The 22449-nt window shown below is 36.0% G+C and carries 21 protein-coding genes; 4 read left to right on the top strand and 17 right to left on the bottom strand.

Annotation, left to right across the window (positions count from 1 at the left end):
- Positions 1 to 6: 6 nt before the first annotated feature.
- The 8 genes from ACQKNR_RS10075 to ACQKNR_RS10040 all read right to left on the bottom strand — a co-directional run bounded on the left by ACQKNR_RS10075 (position 7) and on the right by ACQKNR_RS10040 (position 7839).
- The gene (locus ACQKNR_RS10075) at positions 7 to 756 is read right to left on the bottom strand and encodes a prepilin peptidase (protein WP_427317468.1); all 750 of its coding nucleotides are present in this window, start codon (positions 754 to 756) and stop codon (positions 7 to 9) included.
- A gap of 85 nt (positions 757 to 841) precedes the next feature.
- Positions 842 to 1552, bottom strand: a complete 711-nt coding sequence (locus ACQKNR_RS10070; RefSeq protein WP_427317466.1) for a LutC/YkgG family protein — start codon at positions 1550 to 1552, stop codon at positions 842 to 844.
- Positions 1552 to 2973, bottom strand: coding sequence for a LutB/LldF family L-lactate oxidation iron-sulfur protein (locus ACQKNR_RS10065; protein WP_427317464.1), 1422 nt, complete (start codon positions 2971 to 2973; stop codon positions 1552 to 1554). Before ACQKNR_RS10065 ends, ACQKNR_RS10070 begins: the two co-directional genes overlap by 1 nt.
- A gap of 17 nt (positions 2974 to 2990) precedes the next feature.
- Positions 2991 to 3710, bottom strand: a complete 720-nt coding sequence (locus ACQKNR_RS10060) for a (Fe-S)-binding protein (protein WP_427317463.1) — start codon at positions 3708 to 3710, stop codon at positions 2991 to 2993.
- A gap of 167 nt (positions 3711 to 3877) precedes the next feature.
- A complete protein-coding gene (locus ACQKNR_RS10055; protein WP_427317996.1) occupies positions 3878 to 4567 on the bottom strand; it encodes a FadR/GntR family transcriptional regulator in 690 nt (229 codons plus the stop codon).
- Positions 4568 to 4796: 229 nt separating this feature from the next.
- Complete coding sequence (locus ACQKNR_RS10050; RefSeq protein ID WP_427317462.1) at positions 4797 to 6197, bottom strand: sensor histidine kinase; 1401 nt, start codon at positions 6195 to 6197, stop codon at positions 4797 to 4799.
- A 3-nt stretch (positions 6198 to 6200) separates the two neighbouring features.
- Positions 6201 to 6872: a response regulator transcription factor gene (locus tag ACQKNR_RS10045; protein WP_427317460.1), complete on the bottom strand. Its 672-nt coding sequence runs from the start codon at positions 6870 to 6872 to the stop codon at positions 6201 to 6203.
- Positions 6865 to 7839 (bottom strand): YncE family protein, encoded by a 975-nt coding sequence (locus tag ACQKNR_RS10040; RefSeq protein ID WP_427317458.1) that lies wholly within the window; start codon positions 7837 to 7839, stop codon positions 6865 to 6867. Before ACQKNR_RS10040 ends, ACQKNR_RS10045 begins: the two co-directional genes overlap by 8 nt.
- 136 nt (positions 7840 to 7975) lie before the next feature.
- Here ACQKNR_RS10040 and ACQKNR_RS10035 point away from each other — a divergent pair, with 136 nt between their 5' ends.
- The 4 genes from ACQKNR_RS10035 (at position 7976) to ACQKNR_RS10020 (ending at position 13220) form a co-directional block, all read left to right on the top strand.
- Entirely contained in the window at positions 7976 to 9091 is a 1116-nt protein-coding gene (locus ACQKNR_RS10035) for a CdaR family transcriptional regulator (protein WP_427317457.1), read from the top strand.
- Positions 9092 to 9208: 117 nt separating this feature from the next.
- Positions 9209 to 10621 (top strand): glycolate oxidase subunit GlcD, encoded by a 1413-nt coding sequence (glcD, locus tag ACQKNR_RS10030; protein ID WP_427317455.1) that lies wholly within the window; start codon positions 9209 to 9211, stop codon positions 10619 to 10621.
- A complete protein-coding gene (locus ACQKNR_RS10025) occupies positions 10618 to 11946 on the top strand; it encodes a (Fe-S)-binding protein (RefSeq protein WP_427317453.1) in 1329 nt (442 codons plus the stop codon). Before glcD ends, ACQKNR_RS10025 begins: the two co-directional genes overlap by 4 nt.
- Positions 11947 to 12401: 455 nt before the next feature.
- Entirely contained in the window at positions 12402 to 13220 is an 819-nt protein-coding gene (locus ACQKNR_RS10020) for a CAP domain-containing protein (RefSeq protein WP_427317451.1), read from the top strand.
- A 39-nt stretch (positions 13221 to 13259) separates the two neighbouring features.
- Here the strand turns inward: ACQKNR_RS10020 and ACQKNR_RS10015 are convergent, their stop codons facing one another.
- From ACQKNR_RS10015 to potA, 9 genes are all read right to left on the bottom strand, one after another.
- Entirely contained in the window at positions 13260 to 13865 is a 606-nt protein-coding gene (locus ACQKNR_RS10015) for a DUF1648 domain-containing protein (protein ID WP_427317449.1), read from the bottom strand.
- Positions 13866 to 13956: 91 nt separating this feature from the next.
- Positions 13957 to 14880, bottom strand: coding sequence for an RluA family pseudouridine synthase (locus ACQKNR_RS10010; protein ID WP_427317447.1), 924 nt, complete (start codon positions 14878 to 14880; stop codon positions 13957 to 13959).
- Positions 14881 to 14979: 99 nt separating this feature from the next.
- Positions 14980 to 15396, bottom strand: coding sequence for a histidinol dehydrogenase (locus ACQKNR_RS10005; protein ID WP_193411545.1), 417 nt, complete (start codon positions 15394 to 15396; stop codon positions 14980 to 14982).
- A gap of 101 nt (positions 15397 to 15497) precedes the next feature.
- Positions 15498 to 17690, bottom strand: coding sequence for an MMPL family transporter (locus ACQKNR_RS10000; protein ID WP_427317445.1), 2193 nt, complete (start codon positions 17688 to 17690; stop codon positions 15498 to 15500).
- 110 nt (positions 17691 to 17800) lie between these two features.
- Positions 17801 to 18448, bottom strand: a complete 648-nt coding sequence (locus tag ACQKNR_RS09995; protein WP_427317443.1) for a phosphatase PAP2 family protein — start codon at positions 18446 to 18448, stop codon at positions 17801 to 17803.
- A gap of 59 nt (positions 18449 to 18507) precedes the next feature.
- Positions 18508 to 19557, bottom strand: coding sequence for a spermidine/putrescine ABC transporter substrate-binding protein PotD (gene potD / locus ACQKNR_RS09990; RefSeq protein ID WP_427317441.1), 1050 nt, complete (start codon positions 19555 to 19557; stop codon positions 18508 to 18510).
- A gap of 38 nt (positions 19558 to 19595) precedes the next feature.
- Complete coding sequence (potC, locus tag ACQKNR_RS09985; protein ID WP_427317439.1) at positions 19596 to 20396, bottom strand: spermidine/putrescine ABC transporter permease PotC; 801 nt, start codon at positions 20394 to 20396, stop codon at positions 19596 to 19598.
- Between the two features lie 6 nt (positions 20397 to 20402).
- Complete coding sequence (gene potB, locus ACQKNR_RS09980) at positions 20403 to 21251, bottom strand: spermidine/putrescine ABC transporter permease PotB (RefSeq protein ID WP_193411549.1); 849 nt, start codon at positions 21249 to 21251, stop codon at positions 20403 to 20405.
- Complete coding sequence (gene potA, locus ACQKNR_RS09975; RefSeq protein WP_427317437.1) at positions 21248 to 22231, bottom strand: spermidine/putrescine ABC transporter ATP-binding protein PotA; 984 nt, start codon at positions 22229 to 22231, stop codon at positions 21248 to 21250. The genes potB and potA overlap by 4 nt, the downstream gene beginning before the upstream one ends.
- Positions 22232 to 22449: the final 218 nt, after the last annotated feature.

Below are 22449 nucleotides of genomic sequence, written 5' to 3'. Positions count from 1 at the left end.
CTCCCTTTATTTTGAATACACAACTAATACATAACAGATTGCTCCAAGACTAATAAAAGGTCCAAACGGGATGGGCTTTCTTGCCTCTATACGCTTTAATACGATGCCCATTCCGAAAAAACAAAGACTAAAGCAAGATGCTAAAAATAAAATCATAAAAATCCCTTTCATCCCTATTATATATCCAAGTAACGAAAGTAATTTTATATCCCCACCGCCAAGCCCTTCTGGATATACCTTTTGCATACAATATAACAAAATGAATATAATTCCACTACCAATTATACTGTCTATCCAAGTTACTAACGGTACAAAAATACATTCTATAATAAGCAACAAAGCAAACGAAATTAAAATGCGATTTGGAATTAACATATATATATAATCTGTAACTGAAATAATAAGAAGTAACGAAAAAAGCGATAAAATGATGATAAGCTCTCGTTCCATTCCAATCATATATATGGTAAGAAGAAATATAATTCCTGTTATCAATTCAAATACTACGTACATAATCGGAATTTTTCTCTTACAATTCGTACAACGCCCATTTTGTATACAAAATGAAATGATTGGGATCAGTTCTTTTGGTTTTAGCGCATGCTTACAATAATGACAATGCGAACGCGGGGTAATGATAGACTCGCCTAGTGGCACTCTCATCGCAATTAACATAAAGAAAGAACCAAACACCATACCTGCTAACAGTGCATATACATAAGTGAACATCTCTTCCTCTCCTTTCCAAAAGAACATAGCAAAAAAAGGAGAGAACTTCTACTTCATATTATCCTTTATTCTACTAAAAAAGCAGGCCGTTTTCTGGCCTGCTTTCCCCTTTTTATACAATGAAATATACTGCTTTTAATGGTCCGTGTACTCCGACAACAAGGTTCATTTCAATATCAGCCGAGTTACTTGGTCCTGTAATAAAGTTAATACAAGATGCTACATCCTCTCCCTTTTCTACACGGGAGTTCATATCCTGAACCGCTTGTGTAATACGAGGCACAAGCGTTTCACGTGGAATAATAGCGAAATATACAGTCGGTAAAAAGTGTAAAGAACGTCCTTGTCCTTTATGACTTTGTACAACAATTGTACCGGATTCAGCTAATGTATAGTCACTAAATGCAATACCGATATTCGCTTTTTCAGCTAAACGCATATTTTTTTCTTTTCTCTCTGGATCCCATACGTTTACTTCGATATCTTGCTTTGGAAGTTCTTCTTTAAATAAAGACGTTAAACCATATGCATCAAAACGTTCATCTGCTGATAGTATAATTGGTCCCCCGCCGTTCTCCATAATTACTTTTTGAATATCTTCACGTAAACGGTCATTTGTCGTTTCCACTACAGTTGTATGAATGTTTGTACATTGCTTTTTAAACACTTCTAATAATTCTTCTTGTGAATAATCTTTTAACGTTTCTACATTTACGTTATTTTTCCACACCGGACGCTCAACACCTTCTGTTTTACGCGCGCGTCCAAGTTCTTTTGCAATGTTATCTAGAAAGGAGTCACGGTTTTGAATTAATCCTGTCATTATTTATCGCCGCCTTTCTTATGATCTTTATACCAATCACGGAATCGTTCTTTGCTTGGCGCTGGGAATTCACGAATATCCGTCCAGTTTTTAAGTGGTCCAACGCCTTTTGATACACGATTACCAGATGTAAATGGACTCATAGCTGCCGGTGCCATTTTTGACCCCATTTTATATAAAGCAGCTGAAGAAGCACCCATACTAAACATTTTCATCGCTAATTTCTCTGCTAATGGTGCACGCCCTTCTTGCTCAACAATGACTTGACGATGTTTTAATAATAAATCATGTAACGGAATCTTTACTGGACAAGCTTCCGTACACGCTCCACATAAACTAGATGCATAAGGAAGTTCTTTGTAATCATCATATCCACCTAGAAGTGGTGTTAACACCGCACCAATTGGTCCTGAGTAGATCGATCCATACGAATGTCCACCAACGTGACGATATACAGGACATACGTTAACACAAGCTGCGCAACGAATACATTGCAACACTTGACGGAATTCAGATCCAAGAATTTGAGAACGGCCATTATCAACAACTACTAAGTGGAACTCTTCTGGGCCATCAACTTCCTCTTGTTGAATTGGACCTGCTACTGTTACATAACTTGTTAACTTTTGACCTACCGCACTACGGCATAGTAAACCAACTAAAACATCTAATTCTTCCATTGTCGGAACCATACGTTCCATACCCATAACTGCAATTTGCGTTTTCGGGATCGACATGACAAGATCCGCATTACCTTCATTCGTTACTAAGCAAAGAGAACCAGTATTTGCAACAGCGAAGTTACAACCTGTTACACCAATTTCTGCATCCATAAATTTCTCACGAAGTTGTTTACGAACAAACTTTGTCATTTCGTACGGATCATCAGAGTTTTCATACCCAAGTTTTTCTTTAAATACATCGCGAATTTGCGTTCTATTTTTATGAAGTGCAGGCGCAATAATATGTGAAGGTGGATCGTTATCTACTTGCAAGATATACTCTCCTAAGTCACTCTCTAACACTTCACAGCCAATCTCTTCAAGCGCGTGGTTCATACTAATTTCTTCTGTCACCATCGATTTTGATTTCACTACTTTTTTCGCTTGCTTCTTTTTCGCAACGTCTTGAATGTACTTTGCTGCTTCCTCTTTCGTTTTCGCAAAGTAAACGTGTCCGCCTCTTTTGGATACATTTTCACTTAACTGCATTAAGTAATAATCCAGATTTTCTAACGTATGTTGACGAATTTGCTCACCTAGTTCACGCCACTCTTCCCAGTTTCCCAATTCGTCCGCTGCTTTTAATCGATTCGTATATAAACGAGTTTGTGCAGAAGATACTGCTCCGCGCATAAACGAATCTTGAATTCCATCGCCAACGCGATCATTAAATTTTTTTCCACTGATTTTCATAGACATAGCTTATGTTCCCCCCTTCATGAGCGACTATTCAGTACCTCAGCAATATGCATTACTTTTACTTCTTTTCCTAAACGCTCAATTCGTCCGCCAATGTTTAACAAACACCCACAATCTGCACCGATTAAATAATCAGCACCTGTTTCCATTACACTATCTACTTTTTCATCTACCATTTGCTCGGAAATTGGAGTCATCTTAACTGAAAACGTTCCCCCAAACCCACAACAATTTTGTACGTTTGGTAATTCTCTTACAGTTAATCCTTTTACATTTGATAGTAAAATTCCTGGTGCCTCTTTTACTCCAAGCATACGTGTCATATGACAAGATTTATGAATAGTAGCTACTCCTGATAAACTTGCGCCAACATCTGTCACTTTTAAAACATCTACAATAAATTGTGTAAATTCGTATGTTTTATCAGCAACCTTTTGTGCACGCTTAGCCCACTTTGGATCATCTTTAAAAACATGCGGATACTCATGAAACATTGTCGCACAAGAACCCGATGGCGTAACGATATATTCTGCATCTTCGAAAGTTTCAATCATATGTTTCATCGCTTCTTTTGCTGCTTCTACATGGCCGCTATTATAAGCAGGCTGACCACAACAAACTTGTGCTTCTGGAAATTCAATCTCACAACCTAAACGCTCCAACACTTCAACTGTTGCTTTACCGACATTTGTTTCAAACATATCGACTAAACAAGTAACAAATAAAGTAACTTTCATAATTATTATTCCCCCTCATTACAACTTCGCCAACAATCATATGGTCATCAGATGACTTAGAAAAGAAAAGTAGGCTCAACCATGGCCTATCCTCTCCCTCTTCTAAAGAAAACGCTTACTTAATCTTCCTCTATTTTATCAGAAAAATCGAATTTTAAAAGATTAAATTACGAATTACTATCGCTTTTACCTGTGACAATATGCTCTACATTTGTTAAATGATCTAGCATTGCTTGCTGCGCTAATTCTACATCTTGCTTTAACACTGCATTATATATAGATTGATGCTCTTCTAATAGTCGTTCTGCTGTTGTTTGTTCACCATATAAAATAATGCGTCTTGATTCACCAATCGTTTCAGCAATCATCTCTGAAACATGATTCATGAGTTCAAGCAAAATGTTATTATGCGAAGATTGTGCAATTCCCATGTGGAACTGAAAGTCTGCTTTTTCACCAGCTTTTTCATCTCCAATGCTCTTTGCCATTTCATCTAACCAATGTTTCATATTTTGTAAATTATCTTCCGTACGTTTTGCCGCCGCTGCTCGAACTGCCCCCAATTCAAGCACCTTCCGTACTTCTAATAAATTCAAAATATCTTCTTTCTTCATTAATAATTTATTGTTTAATGATTTCGTTAATGAAGAAGAATCGAAATTCTTCACATATGTACCTTCTCCTTGTTTCATCTCAATTAAGCCCATTGCTCTAAGCGCACTTAACGCTTCACGAACAGCAGATCTGCCAACTTGAAACTGCTCAGCTAATTGATGCACAGGAAGTAGTTTGTCACCAGGTTTTAACGTACCATTTTTAATCATTGTTAAAATAGCTTCAGATACTTCTTCGTAAATTTTTTTCGGTTTAATAGATTTGTACTCCAGTTAAATCACCTCAGTATCTTCCAAACAACAATTGAAACGATTTATAAGAATTTAGCATCCATAACTATTTTAGAACGAATTGGTAAGAAGTACAAATGTTTTGTTCATAAAATAGTCAAATTTTCGATATTTGTTACATATTAATTCATATCTTTACGTATAACTCTTTATCTTCCATATAAAGAGCATATCCTCAAAATTAGAACATGCTCTCCTCATCTTGTACTTTCAATTTAATAATAACCGTTGTTCCCTTACCTTTTTCACTTTCTATTCTCCACTCACCATCATGTATATGAACAATCTGTCTCACAATAGCAAGTCCTAAACCTGTTCCACCATGTTGACGACTTCTCGCTTTATCAACTCGGTAAAAACGCTCACCAAGGTTTTCTAAATGCTCTATATCAATACCGATTCCCGTGTCTTTTATTTTCAATTCACAATAATCATCGTTCTGCTCTAACGTTATTATGATATCCCCGTGTTCATTTGTATACCGTATCGCATTATCTAACACGTTGTGAAGTACTTGTTGCATACGATCTTCATCAATCATTACGATAATTTCAGGATTTAAATTCGTTGAAATTCGAAGCTTTTTTTCTATAAACTTTAACTCATACGTATCTAGCACATCTTCAATAAGCTGCGAAAACACAATTGGTTGCTTCTTTAGAGGAAAATGTTCACCCTCTAGTTGTGCTAAATCTAATAAATCATGAACAAGACGCTGCATACGATCCGCTTCCTTATGAATGAGCTGCGTCACTTTTTCCTGCTGCGGTCCCTTTGCTACACCATCTAAAATAGCCTCGCTATACCCTTTTATATAACTAAGTGGCGTTCTAAGTTCATGCGAAACGTTAGCCAAAAACTCCTTACGCTTTACGTCTTCTGTTTCTAATGAATTCGCCATTTTATTAAACGCTTTTCCTAATCTGCCAATTTCATCTTCGGAAGAAATGGTAATCCGCTCCGAAAAATCCCCCGTAGCTAGATGATTCGCAACCCGTTCCATTTGCGAAAGCGGCTTCGTAATTGCAATAATAATTTTTCTACCAATCCATATCGTAATTAAAATCATTGCAATTGCTAGCGGAGCTAAAATAAGACCCATATCATATATCAAGTCTTTTATACTTTTTAAAGGAATATAAGAATATACAATTCCAACTAATTTTTTATTTTCTAAAACAGGAATGACAACACCCATAATATTACGATCAAAATGTTCTTCATACCCTATCTTTGTGACGGTTTTTCCATCTAACAACGCTTGCCGATCTCCTTCACTTATAAGAGAATGATGATGCACATCAAAAGGCAAACATGCACTTAAATCACGTGGATTGGAAACGAAAAGAACGTCTGAACTAGATATTTGATCAAATGCTCTTACTTTCTCTTCAAAAGTTGATATTCCTTCCCGCTTATCATATTGCGCTGCAAGGCGCTTTCCTTCCATTACTAATGAGTCTTTTAAATTATCAACGTATAACTTTTCATACGAGTATAAAGATACAAAATAAAGAAAGGAAACTGTTACACATACTGCACATACTACTGTAAGCCAAAGTTTTTGTACCATCGTAAACATACGTTACACCTCAAATTTATAACCTACACCCCAAACAGTTTGGATGTAGTTGCCACTTTCTCCAAGCTTCAAACGCATCGTTTTCACGTGCGTATCTACTGTTCTTGTACTTCCGGCATAATCATATCCCCATACCTTTTCAAGTAATTGTTCCCGGCTAAATACTTGTCCGTTATGTTGACAAAGAAAATAGAGTAAATCAAACTCTTTTACAGTAAGAGAAATCGGCTCGCCATTTGCCTCAATTCGCCTACTTTTTTCATTAATAAGAATTGGTCCAAATTGAATCTCCTCTTGCTGCTCTTGCTTTGTATACCTTCTTAACACAGCTTCCATACGAGCAATTAATTCACCAGGACTAAACGGCTTTACAATATAATCATCTGCTCCCATCCGTAAACCGTTCACCCTATTCCACTCTTCACCTTTTGCAGTTAAAAATATAATCGGCACATCTGATGTTTTTCGAATCTCCTTACATACTGAAAGTCCATCCATTTCGGGCATCATAATATCTAATACAACGAAATCATAATGATCTGTTTCTAATTTTTTAAGAGCCTCTTTTCCATTTTCAGCTTCTCCCCATTCGTACCCGAAGTTATCTAAGTACATTCCGACAAGTTGCCTCATATCACTTTCGTCATCTACAACTAGTACTCTATATTTACTCATTGCCCTTCCCTGCCCTCTCTATGAGTTGAAACGGTCCTTTTCCGACTTTAATTGTTTGTTTTATTTTCATATTCTTCATATCCATGACGCACACTTCATCACTATCATAACTTGCTACGTATCCTTCTGCTCCGCTTTTCAAAAATGCAAATGGGTTTGATCCTACTTCTACAGAAGCCACTTCTTTATATGTGCTAATATCAAACTTTCTAAGTGTATTAGAACCGTGACTTAATGCATATACGTACTTATTATCCTTCGTTATGTTTACAGGCATAAACGGAGCGTGTAAAGATCGTACCATTTCGCCGCTCTGTAAAGAATACACTAAAACTTTCTCATTCACTTGATTTCCATCACCATGCCCGCCAATCCATATTTCTTTCCCATCCGGACTAATCGTTGCTCCTGTTGATGCTGGTGGAATCATAAAGGATTGTATAACCTCTTTTTTCTGTGTATCAATTGTCGTTAGTTTCGTATCATAAAAGTTTAGTACAGATAACTGGTTATGTTGCTCTACCATCGTTATCGGCCCTTTTCCTGTTGAAACACTCCCTGTCTCTTTTCCTTCTATCGTAAAGAACCTTACCTTTTGAGCATTTTGATCGGCAGCAAATAATTGCTTTTTATCTTCTGATACAATTACATTTACAATTCCTTTTCCAGTCTTATATTTTTCCACTTGTCTTCCTTCTGCTAGTGAATATACATATATATATTCTAACTGCTTTCCATATACAAGTATTTCCTCATCGTTTGGAAGTAGTGTAATTCCTGCCATCGGCTCATTTAGTTCCCATGTCGTGATTAACTTTTTAGCCTTTTTATCAATAAAACTAATACTACCTTCTTTTATATTCGTTGTTATAATAACACTTTTCTCTTTAGCAATCGGTGTATATGTACTTCCTTGACACCCTACTAATAGAAATAAAAAACAGAGAAGAAAAACATACTTTCTCAAAAGATTCCCTCCATCTTCGGATGATTTCGTTATACTTGTAAAATAACAAATAAATGTGTGGAAAGTGTGAAATTTTCCTTTCTTGCTCAATTTACATATATAATGTACAACAAATAGAATTTGAGGTGTGCAAATTATGCTTTTTCCTGATTTAGCGAATAAAATTGTACGAGAAGTACGCAGACTAATTACAGAAAATATTATTATCATTAATATACAAGGCTTTATTATTGCAAGTACAGATGCGGAAAGAATCGGTCAATTTCATGAAGGTGCACTTCGCTGTGCAAAACAAAAGAAAACTGTCATTATTACAAAAGAAGATGAACGACGACTGCAAGGTGTAAAAGCTGGGATGAATCTTCCGTTACTATTCCATGACGAAGTAATTGGTGTCATCGGAATCACAGGAGAACCTGAAAACATTTCACAATACGGAGAAATATTACGTAAGATGACCGAACTATTAATTCATGAAAACTACTTTTTAGAACAACTAGAACTTGAGCATCGGTCTTATGAAGCATTTGTCTTTGATTGGCTTCAAAATACAGACTGGTCTCCAAGTTTTCTCGATCGTGCAAAAACGCTTGGCGTTGATTTATATAAGAAGAAACAACTTATTTTGTTCTCTATCGATCAAAATGATACGATGCTCCAGCGTAAAATTTGGCAACATATTCGCAATCTGTTAACAAAAGAAAATCTATTTGTTCGCTGGGGAAATGACCGATTTATTTTATTTTCAGCGATGAGCTCTAAAGAGCAAACTTACCAATTTTTAAAACGGTTAAAACAAGACTGTGAAACTTTATTTTCTATTCCTTTATATATCGGGATTGGGCAAACCATTACTCCAAGCAAGATGCACGTATCATATGAACAAGCGTTACGAGCACTTTCTGTGTCACTTGAAACGAAAGAAATTGTATTTAATGAAGATTTACGTCTAGAAATGTGCTTACAAGATATTTCTACTGAAACGCGGGAAGAGTTTCTTCAGCGTACTATTGAAAACTTATCATCTTCTGCTGAGCTCATGCACACTTTGCGCTTATTTATTGATTACAATCAATCTTATAAACAGACAGCCGAACAATTACATATACACATTAATACATTGCATTACAGGTTAAAAAAGATTGAGGAATATACCGGACTTAATCCGAAACAATTCAAAGATTTAAATGTTTTATATTTCGCACTCCTTTTATTAGATAATCATACAAAAAAGAACGATAAAACTGATTAATCTTTAGATGATTATATATAGAAAGAATCCCCCGACTTTTTTATCATTATAATGAAAGCACTGTTACTACGTTTTTTATTATAACTAAATACGTTAACAGTTCGAGGGGGATTTATAATGTTAGAAAAGCAAATTATTGATTCATTCGTATCCATTGTTGGCGAAAATAGTGTAGATACATCCAATATGGGGCGTTTAACTTATAGTTATGATGCCACTCCAAACTTCCAAGCAATGCCCGATGCGGTTATTGCTCCTCGTAATACAAATGAAGTAGCTGAAGTGTTAAAAGTATGTAACACTTACAAAATCCCTGTGTATGTTCGTGGGTCTGGAACAAACCTTTGCGCAGGAACTTGTCCACTAGAGGGCGGTATCGTCCTTATTTTCCGCCATATGAACAACATTTTAGAAATTGATGAAGAGAATTTAACAATTACTGTACAAGCTGGTGTAATTACACTTGATATTATTAAAGCAGTAGAAGAAAAAGGATTATTTTATCCGCCAGATCCAAGTTCGATGAAAATTTCTACAATCGGCGGTAATATTAATGAAAACTCAGGCGGATTGCGCGGGTTAAAATATGGTGTAACACGGGATTATGTAATGGGCCTTGAACTTATCCTACCAAATGGCGATATCATTCGTACTGGCGGTAAATTGGCAAAGGATGTAGCTGGTTATGATTTAACTCGTCTATTTATCGGTTCTGAAGGAACACTTGGTGTGGTAACAGAAGCCATATTAAAACTTGTTCCTATGCCTGAAACGAAGAAAACGATGCTTGCGCTCTATGAAGATATTAATGAAGCTGCCCGTGCTGTTTCTTCTATTATTGCAAATAAAATTATTCCAGCGACACTTGAGTTTTTAGATCAACCGACAATTGAAGTTGTTGAAGAGTTTGCGCAAATCGGTTTACCAACTGACGTAAAAGCAATTTTATTAATTGAACAAGATGGTCCGCCCGAAGTAGTCAATCGAGATATTGAAAACATGGCTAACGTTTGCCGCTCTATGAATGCAGTTGATGTTCGCGTTGCAAAAGATGAATCGGAAGCAGATGCGCTTCGTACAGCTCGCCGTAGTGCATTATCAGCACTTGCAAGATTAAAACCTACTACAATTTTAGAAGACGCAACTGTACCACGCTCACAAATCGCTCCGATGGTTGAAGCTATTAATGCCATTGCAAAAAAATATAATATTTCTATTTGTACGTTTGGACACGCTGGTGATGGTAACTTGCATCCAACTTGTATGACAGATGCTCGCAATGAAGAAGAAATGCACCGAGCTGAACAAGCTTTTGCTGAAATATTTGCGAAAGCAATTGAACTTGGTGGCACGATTACTGGTGAACATGGTGTTGGTGCAATGAAAGCCCCTTATTTAGAATTGAAGTTAGGAAAAGAAGGTATTGCAGCTATGCAAGGTATAAAGCAAGCTTTCGATCCAAACAACATTATGAACCCAGGAAAAATGTTTGCGAATGACTCTCGTAAAAGAGTGGTGGTTGAGCGATGACCACATTAAATAAAGAAAACATTCAAAGGGAATTTAAAGAACGATTAAGTGAAGATGAACTACTAAATTGTATGCGATGCGGTTTCTGTTTACCAACTTGCCCTACTTACATTCAATCTGGATATAAAGAATCACATTCACCACGCGGACGTATCGCATTAATGAAAGCAGTCGTTGATGGTTTAATTGAGCCAGATGAAGATGTTGAAAATACATTAAACGTCTGTCTCGGCTGCCGTGCTTGCGAACCTGTTTGTCCATCTGGTGTGAATTATGGACATTTATTAGAAGAAGCTCGTGATATTATTAATCAAAATAAAAAATTCTCAATGCCAGTGAGAGCCGTTCGTAAAGTCGTTTTTGAAGGACTCTTCCCACATCAAAATCGAATGCGAACATTAACAGGACTAATCGGACTTTACCAGCGTTCCGGTTTACAAACGCTAACACATAAAACAGGTATTATGAGGTTATTCCCTGAAACACTTGCAACGATGGATCTCATTTTACCAAAAGTCCCTAAAATGAAAGCAATGAAAGATCGTCCTAAATTTTTACCTGCTGAAAGTACAAAGAAGAAACAAGTTGCATTCTTCACAGGCTGCTTAATGGATACGATGTTTTTAGAAACAAATAATGCAACGATGAAACTCCTCCAGGTAGCTGGTTGTGATATCATTATTCCGAAAACGCAAAATTGCTGCGGTGCATTACATGGGCATGCTGGTGAAAAGAGTGGAGCAAAAGAATTAGCGAAACGAAATATAAAAGCATTCGAAGATTTAAACATCGACTATATTATTACGAATGCAGGTGGTTGCGGGGCTTACCTCGTAGACTATGATTACCTTTTAAAGGATGATCCAGAATGGGCTGAACGCGCAAAGCAATTTGTTTCTAAAATTAAAGATATTACTGCTATACTAGTAGAACTAGATTTCCATAAACATAATGACTTACGACTTCCACCACAAATCATTACGTATCAAGATTCTTGTCATTTACGCAACGTTATGCGAACATCTTCTGAACCTCGTATGTTACTAGAAGCCATTCAAGGCGCAACATACCGTGAAATGAAAGATGCGGATCGTTGCTGTGGTTCTGCTGGTATTTACAATTTTGTTCATTCAGAGTTATCTATGGAATTTCTAGATTATAAGATGGATCGTGTGAATGAAACAGACGCAACAACCATTGTTACTGCAAATCCAGGTTGTCTATTACAAATGAAATTAGGTATTGAACGGGAAGGTCTTTCTCATAAAATGAGAGGAGTTCATATTGTAGATTTATTATTAGAAGCAATTGAAACTAACTCGTAACATATGTAATAATAGGAAAACGGCTATCTCCTTCGTCTATGTAAAGAGATAGCCGCTTTTTTGTCCGCTACAACATTAAAAATATGTTACTTTATTATAAAAAAGAACAACAAAAACATTACAGTTTTGTAAAAAACAATCCAGTATATTCCTCAAAAAAACGTTCAAATCATTGATACAATAGGATTCTTCATTTTCACTATAGGTACATTTATCCAAAAAGCGCCTATTAAAACCAAGTATAAAAATGCTAAAAATTCCTTTTATACTCTACGTTTCTCTTATTTCTCCCCTTTTCTCCTCTTAGGATAAATTAGGTAAATTTTAAGTCTATGAATTTTTTTCCATCTTTTTTCTAGCAAATTGTATGCTACGATGAATTTGTCAGTCAGACAGGCTGTCAAAAACAAATCGTGTGAAAACAAATTAAAACTTTATATAGGGGGACACACATCATGAAAAAGCGTGTTTTATTATCTGTAGCTGCTGCAACAGCTCTTACTTTAGGAGTATCTACTTTAGATGCACAAGCTGCAACAGTACAACCATCTAACATAAAGGTTCAAAATATTCAGCATTCAAAAGTGATGATGAAGCAAATGAGCCAACAAGAATTACAAGCATTCTTACAATCTATGGGTGTTGAGTCATTAGCACAATGGCAACAAGGAAACTTCCAACCAAACTCAAACTGCTTCATTCCTGGTCAACAGCCTACTGAAAATGTTGTAACTGAGCAACCAACAGCTAAGCCAGAAACTCAAAAACCAGCTGAGCAAAAGCCTGCTGAAGAAGTTCAAAAACCAGAAGCTCAAAAGCCTGCTGAAAACAACAATACTCAAAAACCTACAGAACAAAAACCAGCTGAGCAAAAGCCTGCTCAAGAAGCAAAATCTTTAAGCGAGTTCGAACAACGTGTTGTTGAATTAACAAACGCTGAGCGTGCAAAACAAGGCTTACCAGCACTAAAAATCGATACTGAATTAAGCAAAGTAGCACGCATTAAATCTGAAGATATGCAAAAAAATAACTACTTTGATCATAACAGCCCTACATACGGATCTCCGTTTGACATGATGAAGAAATTTGGTATTTCTTATACATCTGCAGGTGAAAACATCGCTCAAGGTCAACGTACACCTGAAGAAGTAGTACAAGCTTGGATGAACAGTGCTGGACACCGTGCAAACATCTTAAATAACAGCTTCACTCACATCGGTGTTGGCTATGTAGAAAGCGGTAACTACTGGACACAACAATTTATTACGAAATAAATAGAATAAAAGAGTCTTCTCATGATGAGAAGACTCTTTTTAAGTTTCGTAGCTTTCTATTATGTATGAATATAAAATGTAGAACATAAACAAAATAGATCCACAGCTTATTACACTAAGTAATACATAAAATCCCCACTTCAAGTTCAAAAACAATGAAAACAGTATACCACATGCCATCACTTGAAAAATCCGTCTACTCACTAAACGAATTTTTTGTAATTTAATTGGATCTTTTTCTTTACCCTTTATCTTTTTAAACTCTTTGCTAAGCATAAAAAGAAACATACTAATCCCGATCGTTAATCCTGTCTGAAAGGATATAAAACTTCCAAAATTAATAAAGAGAATAAGCATATGAATAAACAACATAAATAAAGTAATCGTCTTTATAAATCCGTTTATAATGAAATGCTCTCCTTCATTAAACTTATATATATTATGTGAAATAATATACACGAATCCATGTGAAAAAATAATAAGACAAGGAATAAATGCTACAACAACTTGTTTACTCATAAATTCGTTCGGCCCACCACTTACGTTCCAATGTACTGCCAAACGTCCTGGTAAATATGGATAGAGGCATAGAGTAAATAAAAGACAAGCGAAAAATATTCCTAGTATATATTTATATTTGACCAAGTGATTCTCACCTCTCTTTTCTCTTAACGGCTTCGCTTCTTTTAGAGAAATCCCTGCAAAAATCTACTTTTCTCAAATTTAAATTTACACTTTACGCATTCACCCTTTGAAATTCTTTCATTGTATTATTTAATTTTGTAGGAAACGGTACATCGACTTCGATTTCTTCTTTCGTAATTGGATGCAAGAAATTAATCTTCATCGCATGTAGTGCTTGGTGAGACATATATTTTGTTTGCCCACCATATAATACATCCCCAACTAACGGATTACCATTATAGCTCATATGAACACGAATTTGATGCGTTCTACCCGTTTCTAATTGTAACGTTACGAAGGTTGTGTTTTGCTTCTTAAAATACTTTTCTACTTTATAGTATGTGATAGCTTCATCACCCTTTGGGGAAACACGACGTCTCGTAGCATGATGACGATCTCTTCCGATAGCCGCGTCAATTGTGCCCTGCTTCTTTTTTACTTTTCCTTCAACAAGCGCCGCATACGTTCTTTTTATTTTTCGTTCCATTAATAAACGATCCATAATCGCACCAGCAATTCTATGCTTAGCAAACACGACACCACCTGTCGTATCTTTATCTAAACGATGTATATGACGTACTTTCGTCCCTAGTCCTTGCATTTGAAAGTGAAACGCAACGAGATTTGCAAGTGTTCCCGTTCCACCTTTTTCAGCAGGGTGCGTGTCCATTTGCTCTGGTTTATTTACGATGAGTACGTGATCATCTTCAAACACTACCTGTAAATCACCATATTCTGGATCTATACCGTACTCTTCTTCTATAAACATATGAACTTGTAACTTATCGCCCTCTTTTAAAAGTTCATGCCATCTTCTCTGTTCACCGTTAACAGTTACACCTTTATCCATGCGAAGCTGATGTAATAACTTTTTTGGTAGTTCCCATTCTACTTTTAATAACGATTCAATACTTATATCATTCCATTTAGCCGGAACGGTAATTTCACACCATTCACCCTTTTTCTTTGTTTCCATACTGTTATCACCTTATTTCTATTGATTCTCTCATTGTAACGGAAAACACACTTTGATGCACCGTCAAAAATAGAGGACAGTCTTATAATAGACTGCCCCTCACGCTCTAAGCCTTTTCATTTCCTGCAATACTTCTTCAGCTTTTTGTTCATACGATAAATCTTTAAAGAAATCCGCCAATCGTTTATAGTCGTTGTAAGCATCTAATAAATCGTCCATCTTTTCTATTTTCATCACTTGTTGTTTTTGTTTCATTTTTACTGGATAACGATAGCCCGATACTTCTTGTATTTTGTAATACTCATCCTCTACTTGAATGACCTTTACAAGTTCCTCCTCTTCCGCATCCATCGTATACCCATCAAATTCTCTAAGCAGTTCATAAATGATATGAGTCCATTCATCTTTTGGATAAAATCCCTTTTCTAATCGATAACCGACAATGCGATACATATGCCCATCGTTTTCAGCAAACTGTACTGTATCATTTAGTTTAAACTTAAAATAACGAAACATTGCCTTCACCTACTTGTATGTAATGTTCTTATCACATACTATTTGCAAAAGGTAGGCTTTGCTATTCATAAAAAAATACTCATCTATAAGATGAGTATTTTTCACGATGATTTTTCTCGTTTTTTTCGAAATGGCAGCCACCAGTTCCAGTCTCCAAACAGCTTCATTAAACTTGGTACAAGCATAAGGCGAATAATTGTTGCATCAAGAAATATCGCTAACGCGACTCCAATACCCATCTGCTTTACTGGTAAAATGTCAGTAAATGCGAACGCACCGGTAACAACAATCATAATTAAAGCAGCGGATGTAATGATGCGGCTTGTCGAGACAAGCCCCTCTAGCGTTGCTTGATCGTTATCTCCAGTTTCCTCATATAGCTCATGAATTCGTGAAATAAGAAATACTTCATAATCCATGCTTAATCCAAATACGAGACCGAAAATGAAGATTGGTAAAACAAATAGAACTGAACTCTCATCTAATCCGAAATGACCGCCTTCAAATAACCAAATAACAATTCCAATTGTTGCACTTAAACTAAGTACATTCATAATAATCGCCTTTATTGGAATGAGAATAGAGCGGAATGCGAATAATAAAATAACAAAGGTTGATCCAAATATAACAGACATACCAATTGCAACTTTATCTGTAATTTCATCCTCTAACTCTTGTTGGAACGTTGTCATCCCGCCTAAATAATAAGTAACATCGCTTTCTTTATAATTCTTTTTGAAATCACGAACCCATTGTTTAGCCGTTTCCGTACGTGGTTTTGCATCTAGGAAAACTTGAATTGTCGTCTTATTCCCTTTTGTATACGCTTCAAATACAGGAGCTATTTTCGCCGCTTCTGGTGATTGTAACATTCCTGCAACTTGATCTGCTTTCATCCCATTTAGCTCGTTATATACACTTTTCACCTTATATACTTGCTTGTCATCTTTTAACTTTTGAACGACATTTTCTACCTTTTGTAAGCTTGCTTTTTCCGCTATATCATTCTTCGTCTCTACTACTAAAGTAACATCGGCGTGTGTTTTGACAGTCTTATTAAAGGCTTCTTCATACTTCTCAAATGCAACTCTCGTATCACTCTTTTCTGGTAATGCTTCGACACCAGGAAACTGCAAATTAGCTGTACGTAGTGGTAATAAGCAAATAACAATAAATGTTGTAACAGCAACAATCATTACGATTGGATGTTTCATTACAAACTGCGCAAATTTACGCCATACATTTGATGGAGTAGGTGCTACCTGATTCTTTTTTAATATTCTTTTTCCGATTAAAGATAACAGCGCAGGAAGGAGTGTGAGTGAAAATAAAATACTCATAATGACAACAATCATTCCACTAATAGCAACAGACTGAATATAATCTATCTGGAAGAAAAACAAACCGGATAATCCGACAAATACACACAATCCCGAAAATACGATAGCACGTCCGGCTGTCTGATATGTAATTGCTATCGCTTCTTTTACCGGTCGCTTTGCAACTTCCTCTCGAAAACGGTTCACAAATAATAGTGCAAAATCAATGGATAATGCAAGTCCAATCATCGGTGCAACATTTAACACGAAAATAGATAGTTCTTTATCAACACCGATGAAATATAATATGCCCATCGTGCTAATTACACTTAGTGCACCATTTACAATCGGTAAAATGGAAGCGATTAGACTACCAAATGAGAATAATAGTACGAGAAAAGCAATCGGTAAACCGATCATCTCTGCTACTTTCAAATCATTTTGTGTTCTTTCATTAATCTCTTGATTAATTTTCGGATACCCTGTCGGTGTTACTTTTAATACCGCACTACTTTCTTTCTTGATTTCATCAGCGAATTGCAATGTCTTTTCCATTCGATCTTTATTTGTTTTCCCGGAAAATAAAATCGTCGCATAACCAATATCATCTTGTAGCATCTCTTTATTTTCTATTGGATGACGGAAAGACTCATATGTTTCTTTCTCTTGAATATGTTTTATAATTCCCTCTATACCTTTTTGAAACTCCTTATGTGAAGCATCCTTGTTCTTCTCAAAAACGAGTAAAAGTGTATCCTGGGACTGCTTAAAATCTTTATCTAAAATTTCTTTCGTCTTTTGATAATCTCCTTCTGTTTGGAAACCATCTCCACCTAATACTCCTGGAAGCTTCGGAGCAAAAATACCGAGCGCTATCGCTAATACTATTAATGCTACGATTACTGTATAACGAAATTTATACAAAAAAGCCCCTAACTTCCCCCACTTATCAATTTTGTGTACATTGGTCTTCACACATTTTCACCTACTTTATATAATTCCATTATCACTTATACTGTATCATATCTTTATATAAACAAAAAATGTCTGGAAACACTATAATGATAGTTTCTCCAGACATTTTTCTATCTCTCTTTATTAAGCTGAAGCCTCTCGGTAAGTAAACGATGACAATAAATTGCTATAATTAACAAAATCCCACCTACGCAGTAACCTGCTAAAATATCAGTCGGATAATGAACATTTAAAATAACTCTACTTAATCCAATCCATATAATTAATATTCCCAGCAACATTGTAATACCACATTTCCCAGCTACACTCTTCAAATTGGCAGCAATGATATAGGCAAGAAAACCAAATGTCATAATAGATAGCATTGCATGTCCACTTGGGAAGCTATATCCAAGTGCGTCAAGTGCCTCATTTAATGACGGACGGTCTCTTTTTACAATTTCTTTTATTCCTTTATTAACAAGATGTGTGATTAAAATACCCATTGGGTACACAATCATCGCAGCATAATAACGCTTCTTCCAAAAAACAAGCAAACTTATTACGAGCGTGGTTACTACCCCAATCGCAGATCCCATCTTTGTAAAATATGAGAAAAATGTAAGTGAGTTTTCTGTTTGTAATCCGTTTACCAACCCTCGTACGTATATATCCATCATTGTAACGCCACCTACATGTACTCGCCATGCAATAATGCCAAATACAGCAAGTAATAAAACGATACACATTACCTCATACTTATGTAACTTCTTCTTCAAACGATTTCCTCCTACTATGAAAAAATGCGATTTCTATTTTAGAAACCGCATTTCCTTACTTATTTACCTTTTGTTTTTAACTCTGTCCAGTAACGATCATAGTCTTTTAACTTATCGTCTACATCAACAAGCCATTCTGTGCGATCTAATTCTTCTTTCGTTAAGAAGATCATGTGGTTATCACGATATTCTTTACTATGAAGAGGATAAGCTTTTTCATTTGGATTACTGTAACCAATTGACTCGTAGTTTTTCACACTTACTTTTTCATCTAATAAGTAGTTCATAAATTTCTCTGCAAGCTCTTTATGTTTTGCACCTTTTGGAATTGCTAACGTATCAGCCCAAATTGTGCCGCCTTCTTTTGGTACAACGTATTCTACATCTTTATTATCTTTCGCGATAAATGCAGCGTCACCAGACCAAACAGTACCGATCCAAGCATCTTCTGTAATGAACTTTTGTTTAATGTTATCTGTATCAAATGCTAATAAGTTTGGAAGTAACTTCTGTAAATCAGTAGCTGCTGTCTTTAATTGTGCATCGTCTTTCGTGCTGTTTGAGAATCCATGCTTCTTAAGACCCATTCCTAATACTTCACGAGAATCGTTTAGTAACGTTACATGTCCTTTATATTTCTCATTCCATAAATCAGCCCAACTTGTAGGTGCTTCTTTCACAAACTTTTTATTGTATGCAATTCCCGTTACACCCCAAGTGTATACTAAAGAATACTTATTCTCTGGATCAAACGCAGGTGTTTTGAAATTAGAAACCATATTTTCGATATTTGGGATGTTCTTCTTATCTAATGGCTCTAATAAGTCCATTTTTGCCATTGTTTTAACCATGTAATCAGACGGCTGAATTAAGTCATACTTCGCGCCACCAGCTTGTAATTTCGCAAGCATTTCTTCGTTACTCGCGTACTTATCATAGTTAATTTTCACGTTATATTTCTTTTCAAAATCCTTTAGAACTTGCTCATCAAAATTGTCAGCCCAGCTATAAATATTTAATTCTTCTTTCTTTTCACCACAACCAGCAAGTACACCAGCAACAAGGCTAAAGCTAATTGCTGCGCCAGCTAATCTCTTCACTAATTTCATCGGTTTATTACCCCCTCGTACTTTCTATATCGTTCGTATTATAAAGGAAGGTGTCCTCCAGAGTTTTCTTCACCATCTGCACCTTTGTTACGGAAGATTTCTGATAGAACCATTAATCCTACGATAACAACAATTAAAATTGTAGACAGTGCATTAATTTCAGGTGATACTCCGCGCTTAACCATACTGTAAATGTATAATGGCAATGTTGTTGATCCTGGTCCTGATACGAAGAAACTAATTACAAAATCATCAATTGATAATGTGAATGTTAATAATGCTGCTGAAATAACTCCCGGTGCGATTGCTGGAAACGTTACATAGCGAAACGTTTGCCAAGGCGTTGCTCCTAAATCATTTGCAGCCTCTTCTAAATCACGTCCCATACTAGAAAGGCGGGCCGCTAAAATAACAACAACAAATGAAATACTAAATGTAATATGTGCGATAATAATCGTTACTTGTCCAAGTTCCATACCTAATTGACTAAATAAGATAAGTAAAGATAAACCCATTAAAATATCAGGAATTAAAATTGGTAAGTATACAAGGCCGTTAATAGCCCCTTCAAAACGATATTTATAACGATGTAATGCGATAGCAAAAAATACACCAAGCACCGTTGTTACGACAGTCGTTATAATCGCAATCGTCATACTATTTATAAACGCATCAATAACATCTTGTTTTTGAAATAAATCTGTATACCAATGGAATGTAAATCCTTCCCACTCCGCATTAATACGAGAATCGTTGAAGGAATATACCATTAAAACCATCATTGGAAAATACAAAAATAATAAAATTAACCAAGAATAAGAAACTAAAAACTTCTTCATCTTTGCCTATTCCCCTCCGTTTCCATCATATTTATATACTTTCGTTGCACGATAATATAAGTAAATTAACAGAACAGAGAATAGAACTACGATAATTGATAACGCAGAACCAAACGGCCAGTCACGCGCACCTAAGAATTGGTTTTGAATTACGTTTCCGATTAATGCTACTTTCGATCCACCCATCACGTCTGATACAACAAACATTCCGATAGAAGAAACGAATACTAAAATAGAACCTGTAGCAACTCCTGACATTGTCATCGGTAATGTTACATTCCAAAATGCTTTTAATGGTGTTGCCCCTAAATCGTAAGCTGCTTCTAGTTTGCGCTTATCAAGCTGCTCAATAGCCGCATACACTGGTAAAATCATAAATGGTAATAAAGAATATACCATCCCTAATACTACAGAAGGTGTATTATATAGTAAATTTAACGGCTCACTAATAATACCTAGTTTCAATAGCAACGTATTTACAAGACCTTGTGAACGTAAAATAACAATCCATGCGTATGAACGAACAAGGAAGTTAATCCAAAACGGAATCGTTGCTAATAATAAAAGAATAGAACGGTATTTACGATCAACAATTGTAATCGTATATGCAAATGGATAGCCAATTAATAAACATAATACTGTTGTAATAACAGCTATCTTTACTGTTTCCCATAACGTACCCATATACAGTGGATCAAACACGCGCGCTATATTATCTAGCGTAAACTGCATTTCCACTGTCCCGTATGCTCCGCGCTGCATGAAGGCGAATCCTAATACGAACACAAGCGGAATAAGGAAGAAGATTAACAGCCACGCCACTGTAGGTAGTGCGAGTAATTTCCCTTTTTTCAATTTAAGGTCACCTCGTCCTCTTGCTCCCAGCCTACGTATACATTATCTCCAATGCCCCACTGTGCTACTTCTTCAGCAGTTTGATATGCCATTAGTAATTCTGATGTTTTCTCATCACGTACATAAAGCTTTTCCATATTTCCAACAAACTCAATATCTTCAATATGTCCAAGATGGTATTCTTTTAAAATTGGTTCTTCAACTGAACGCACCTTTACATTTTCAGGGCGAATTGCTACATAGCTTTCCCCGTTTTTCACAATATTATTTTCACCGATAAATGTCGCAACGAACAACGTTTTCGGCTGATTATAAATTTCTTTCGGCGTTCCGATTTGTTCAATATGTCCTTTGTTCATAACAACGATCCGATCACTCATGCTCATCGCTTCTTCTTGATCGTGTGTTACGTATATGAACGTAATTCCTAAATTACGTTGTAAGTTTTTCAATTCACGTTGCAAGTCTTTTCGCAACTTAAAGTCAAGCGCTCCAAGTGGCTCATCTAAGAGTAATACGCGTGGGTTATTTACAATCGCTCTTGCAATTGCTACACGCTGCTGCTGTCCACCAGAAAGCTTCGCAGGTTTACGATTACGGAACTCAAGTAACTGCGTTAAACGCATTGCCTCTTCAGCACGTTCTTTCTGTTCTGCTGCTGGTATTTTTTGCATTTTCATACCGAAACAAATGTTTTTCTCCACTGTCATATGTGGGAATAGTGCATAATGTTGGAACACTAAGTTCATATGACGCTTATATGGCGGCAAATCGTTAATCTTTTCATCATCCAATAAAAGATTCCCTTTAGTCGGAGTTTCAAATCCTGCGATCATACGAAGTAAAGTCGTTTTCCCGCAACCACTCGGTCCTAAAATTGTTAAAAACTCTCCTTCTTTAATATCTAAAGAAAGAGGTGGGATAATCACTTGATTTCCAAAATGTTTTTCTACTGCTTCAACTTTAATAATCTTTTTCATTTTCCCGTCCTATCTACCTCAAATTTTAATTTTTATATTCATGAATAAATATTTATGTTCTATAGACTATTTTTTGTTTCGATCCAAACAAAAATGGTTATTAGTAGCGTTCACTTCTATTCTCTATGTAGTATGTTTGATTCATTTTCGCACGATACATAATGTCGAACAGAAAAACCCCTTCCATTGCGAAGGGGCTATTATCATACGGCTACGCC

The organism is Bacillus sp. NPDC094077, assembly GCF_050279465.1.
GTDB lineage: Bacteria > Bacillota > Bacilli > Bacillales > Bacillaceae_G > Bacillus_A.
This window is presented reverse-complemented; position numbering and strand designations above follow the sequence as displayed.

Coding starts and splice junctions, on each gene's coding strand:
- ACQKNR_RS10075 (WP_427317468.1), bottom strand. CDS start 756: ATGTTCTTTTGGAAAGGAGAGGAAGAGATGTTCACTTATGTATATGCA.
- ACQKNR_RS10070 (WP_427317466.1), bottom strand. CDS start 1,552: ATGACAGGATTAATTCAAAACCGTGACTCCTTTCTAGATAACATTGCA.
- ACQKNR_RS10065 (WP_427317464.1), bottom strand. CDS start 2,973: ATGTCTATGAAAATCAGTGGAAAAAAATTTAATGATCGCGTTGGCGAT.
- ACQKNR_RS10060 (WP_427317463.1), bottom strand. CDS start 3,710: ATGAAAGTTACTTTATTTGTTACTTGTTTAGTCGATATGTTTGAAACA.
- ACQKNR_RS10050 (WP_427317462.1), bottom strand. CDS start 6,197: ATGTTTACGATGGTACAAAAACTTTGGCTTACAGTAGTATGTGCAGTA.
- ACQKNR_RS10045 (WP_427317460.1), bottom strand. CDS start 6,872: ATGAGTAAATATAGAGTACTAGTTGTAGATGACGAAAGTGATATGAGG.
- ACQKNR_RS10035 (WP_427317457.1), top strand. CDS start 7,976: ATGCTTTTTCCTGATTTAGCGAATAAAATTGTACGAGAAGTACGCAGA.
- glcD (WP_427317455.1), top strand. CDS start 9,209: ATGTTAGAAAAGCAAATTATTGATTCATTCGTATCCATTGTTGGCGAA.
- ACQKNR_RS10025 (WP_427317453.1), top strand. CDS start 10,618: ATGACCACATTAAATAAAGAAAACATTCAAAGGGAATTTAAAGAACGA.
- ACQKNR_RS10020 (WP_427317451.1), top strand. CDS start 12,402: ATGAAAAAGCGTGTTTTATTATCTGTAGCTGCTGCAACAGCTCTTACT.
- ACQKNR_RS10010 (WP_427317447.1), bottom strand. CDS start 14,880: ATGGAAACAAAGAAAAAGGGTGAATGGTGTGAAATTACCGTTCCGGCT.
- ACQKNR_RS10005 (WP_193411545.1), bottom strand. CDS start 15,396: ATGTTTCGTTATTTTAAGTTTAAACTAAATGATACAGTACAGTTTGCT.
- potD (WP_427317441.1), bottom strand. CDS start 19,557: ATGAAATTAGTGAAGAGATTAGCTGGCGCAGCAATTAGCTTTAGCCTT.
- potC (WP_427317439.1), bottom strand. CDS start 20,396: ATGAAGAAGTTTTTAGTTTCTTATTCTTGGTTAATTTTATTATTTTTG.
- potA (WP_427317437.1), bottom strand. CDS start 22,231: ATGAAAAAGATTATTAAAGTTGAAGCAGTAGAAAAACATTTTGGAAAT.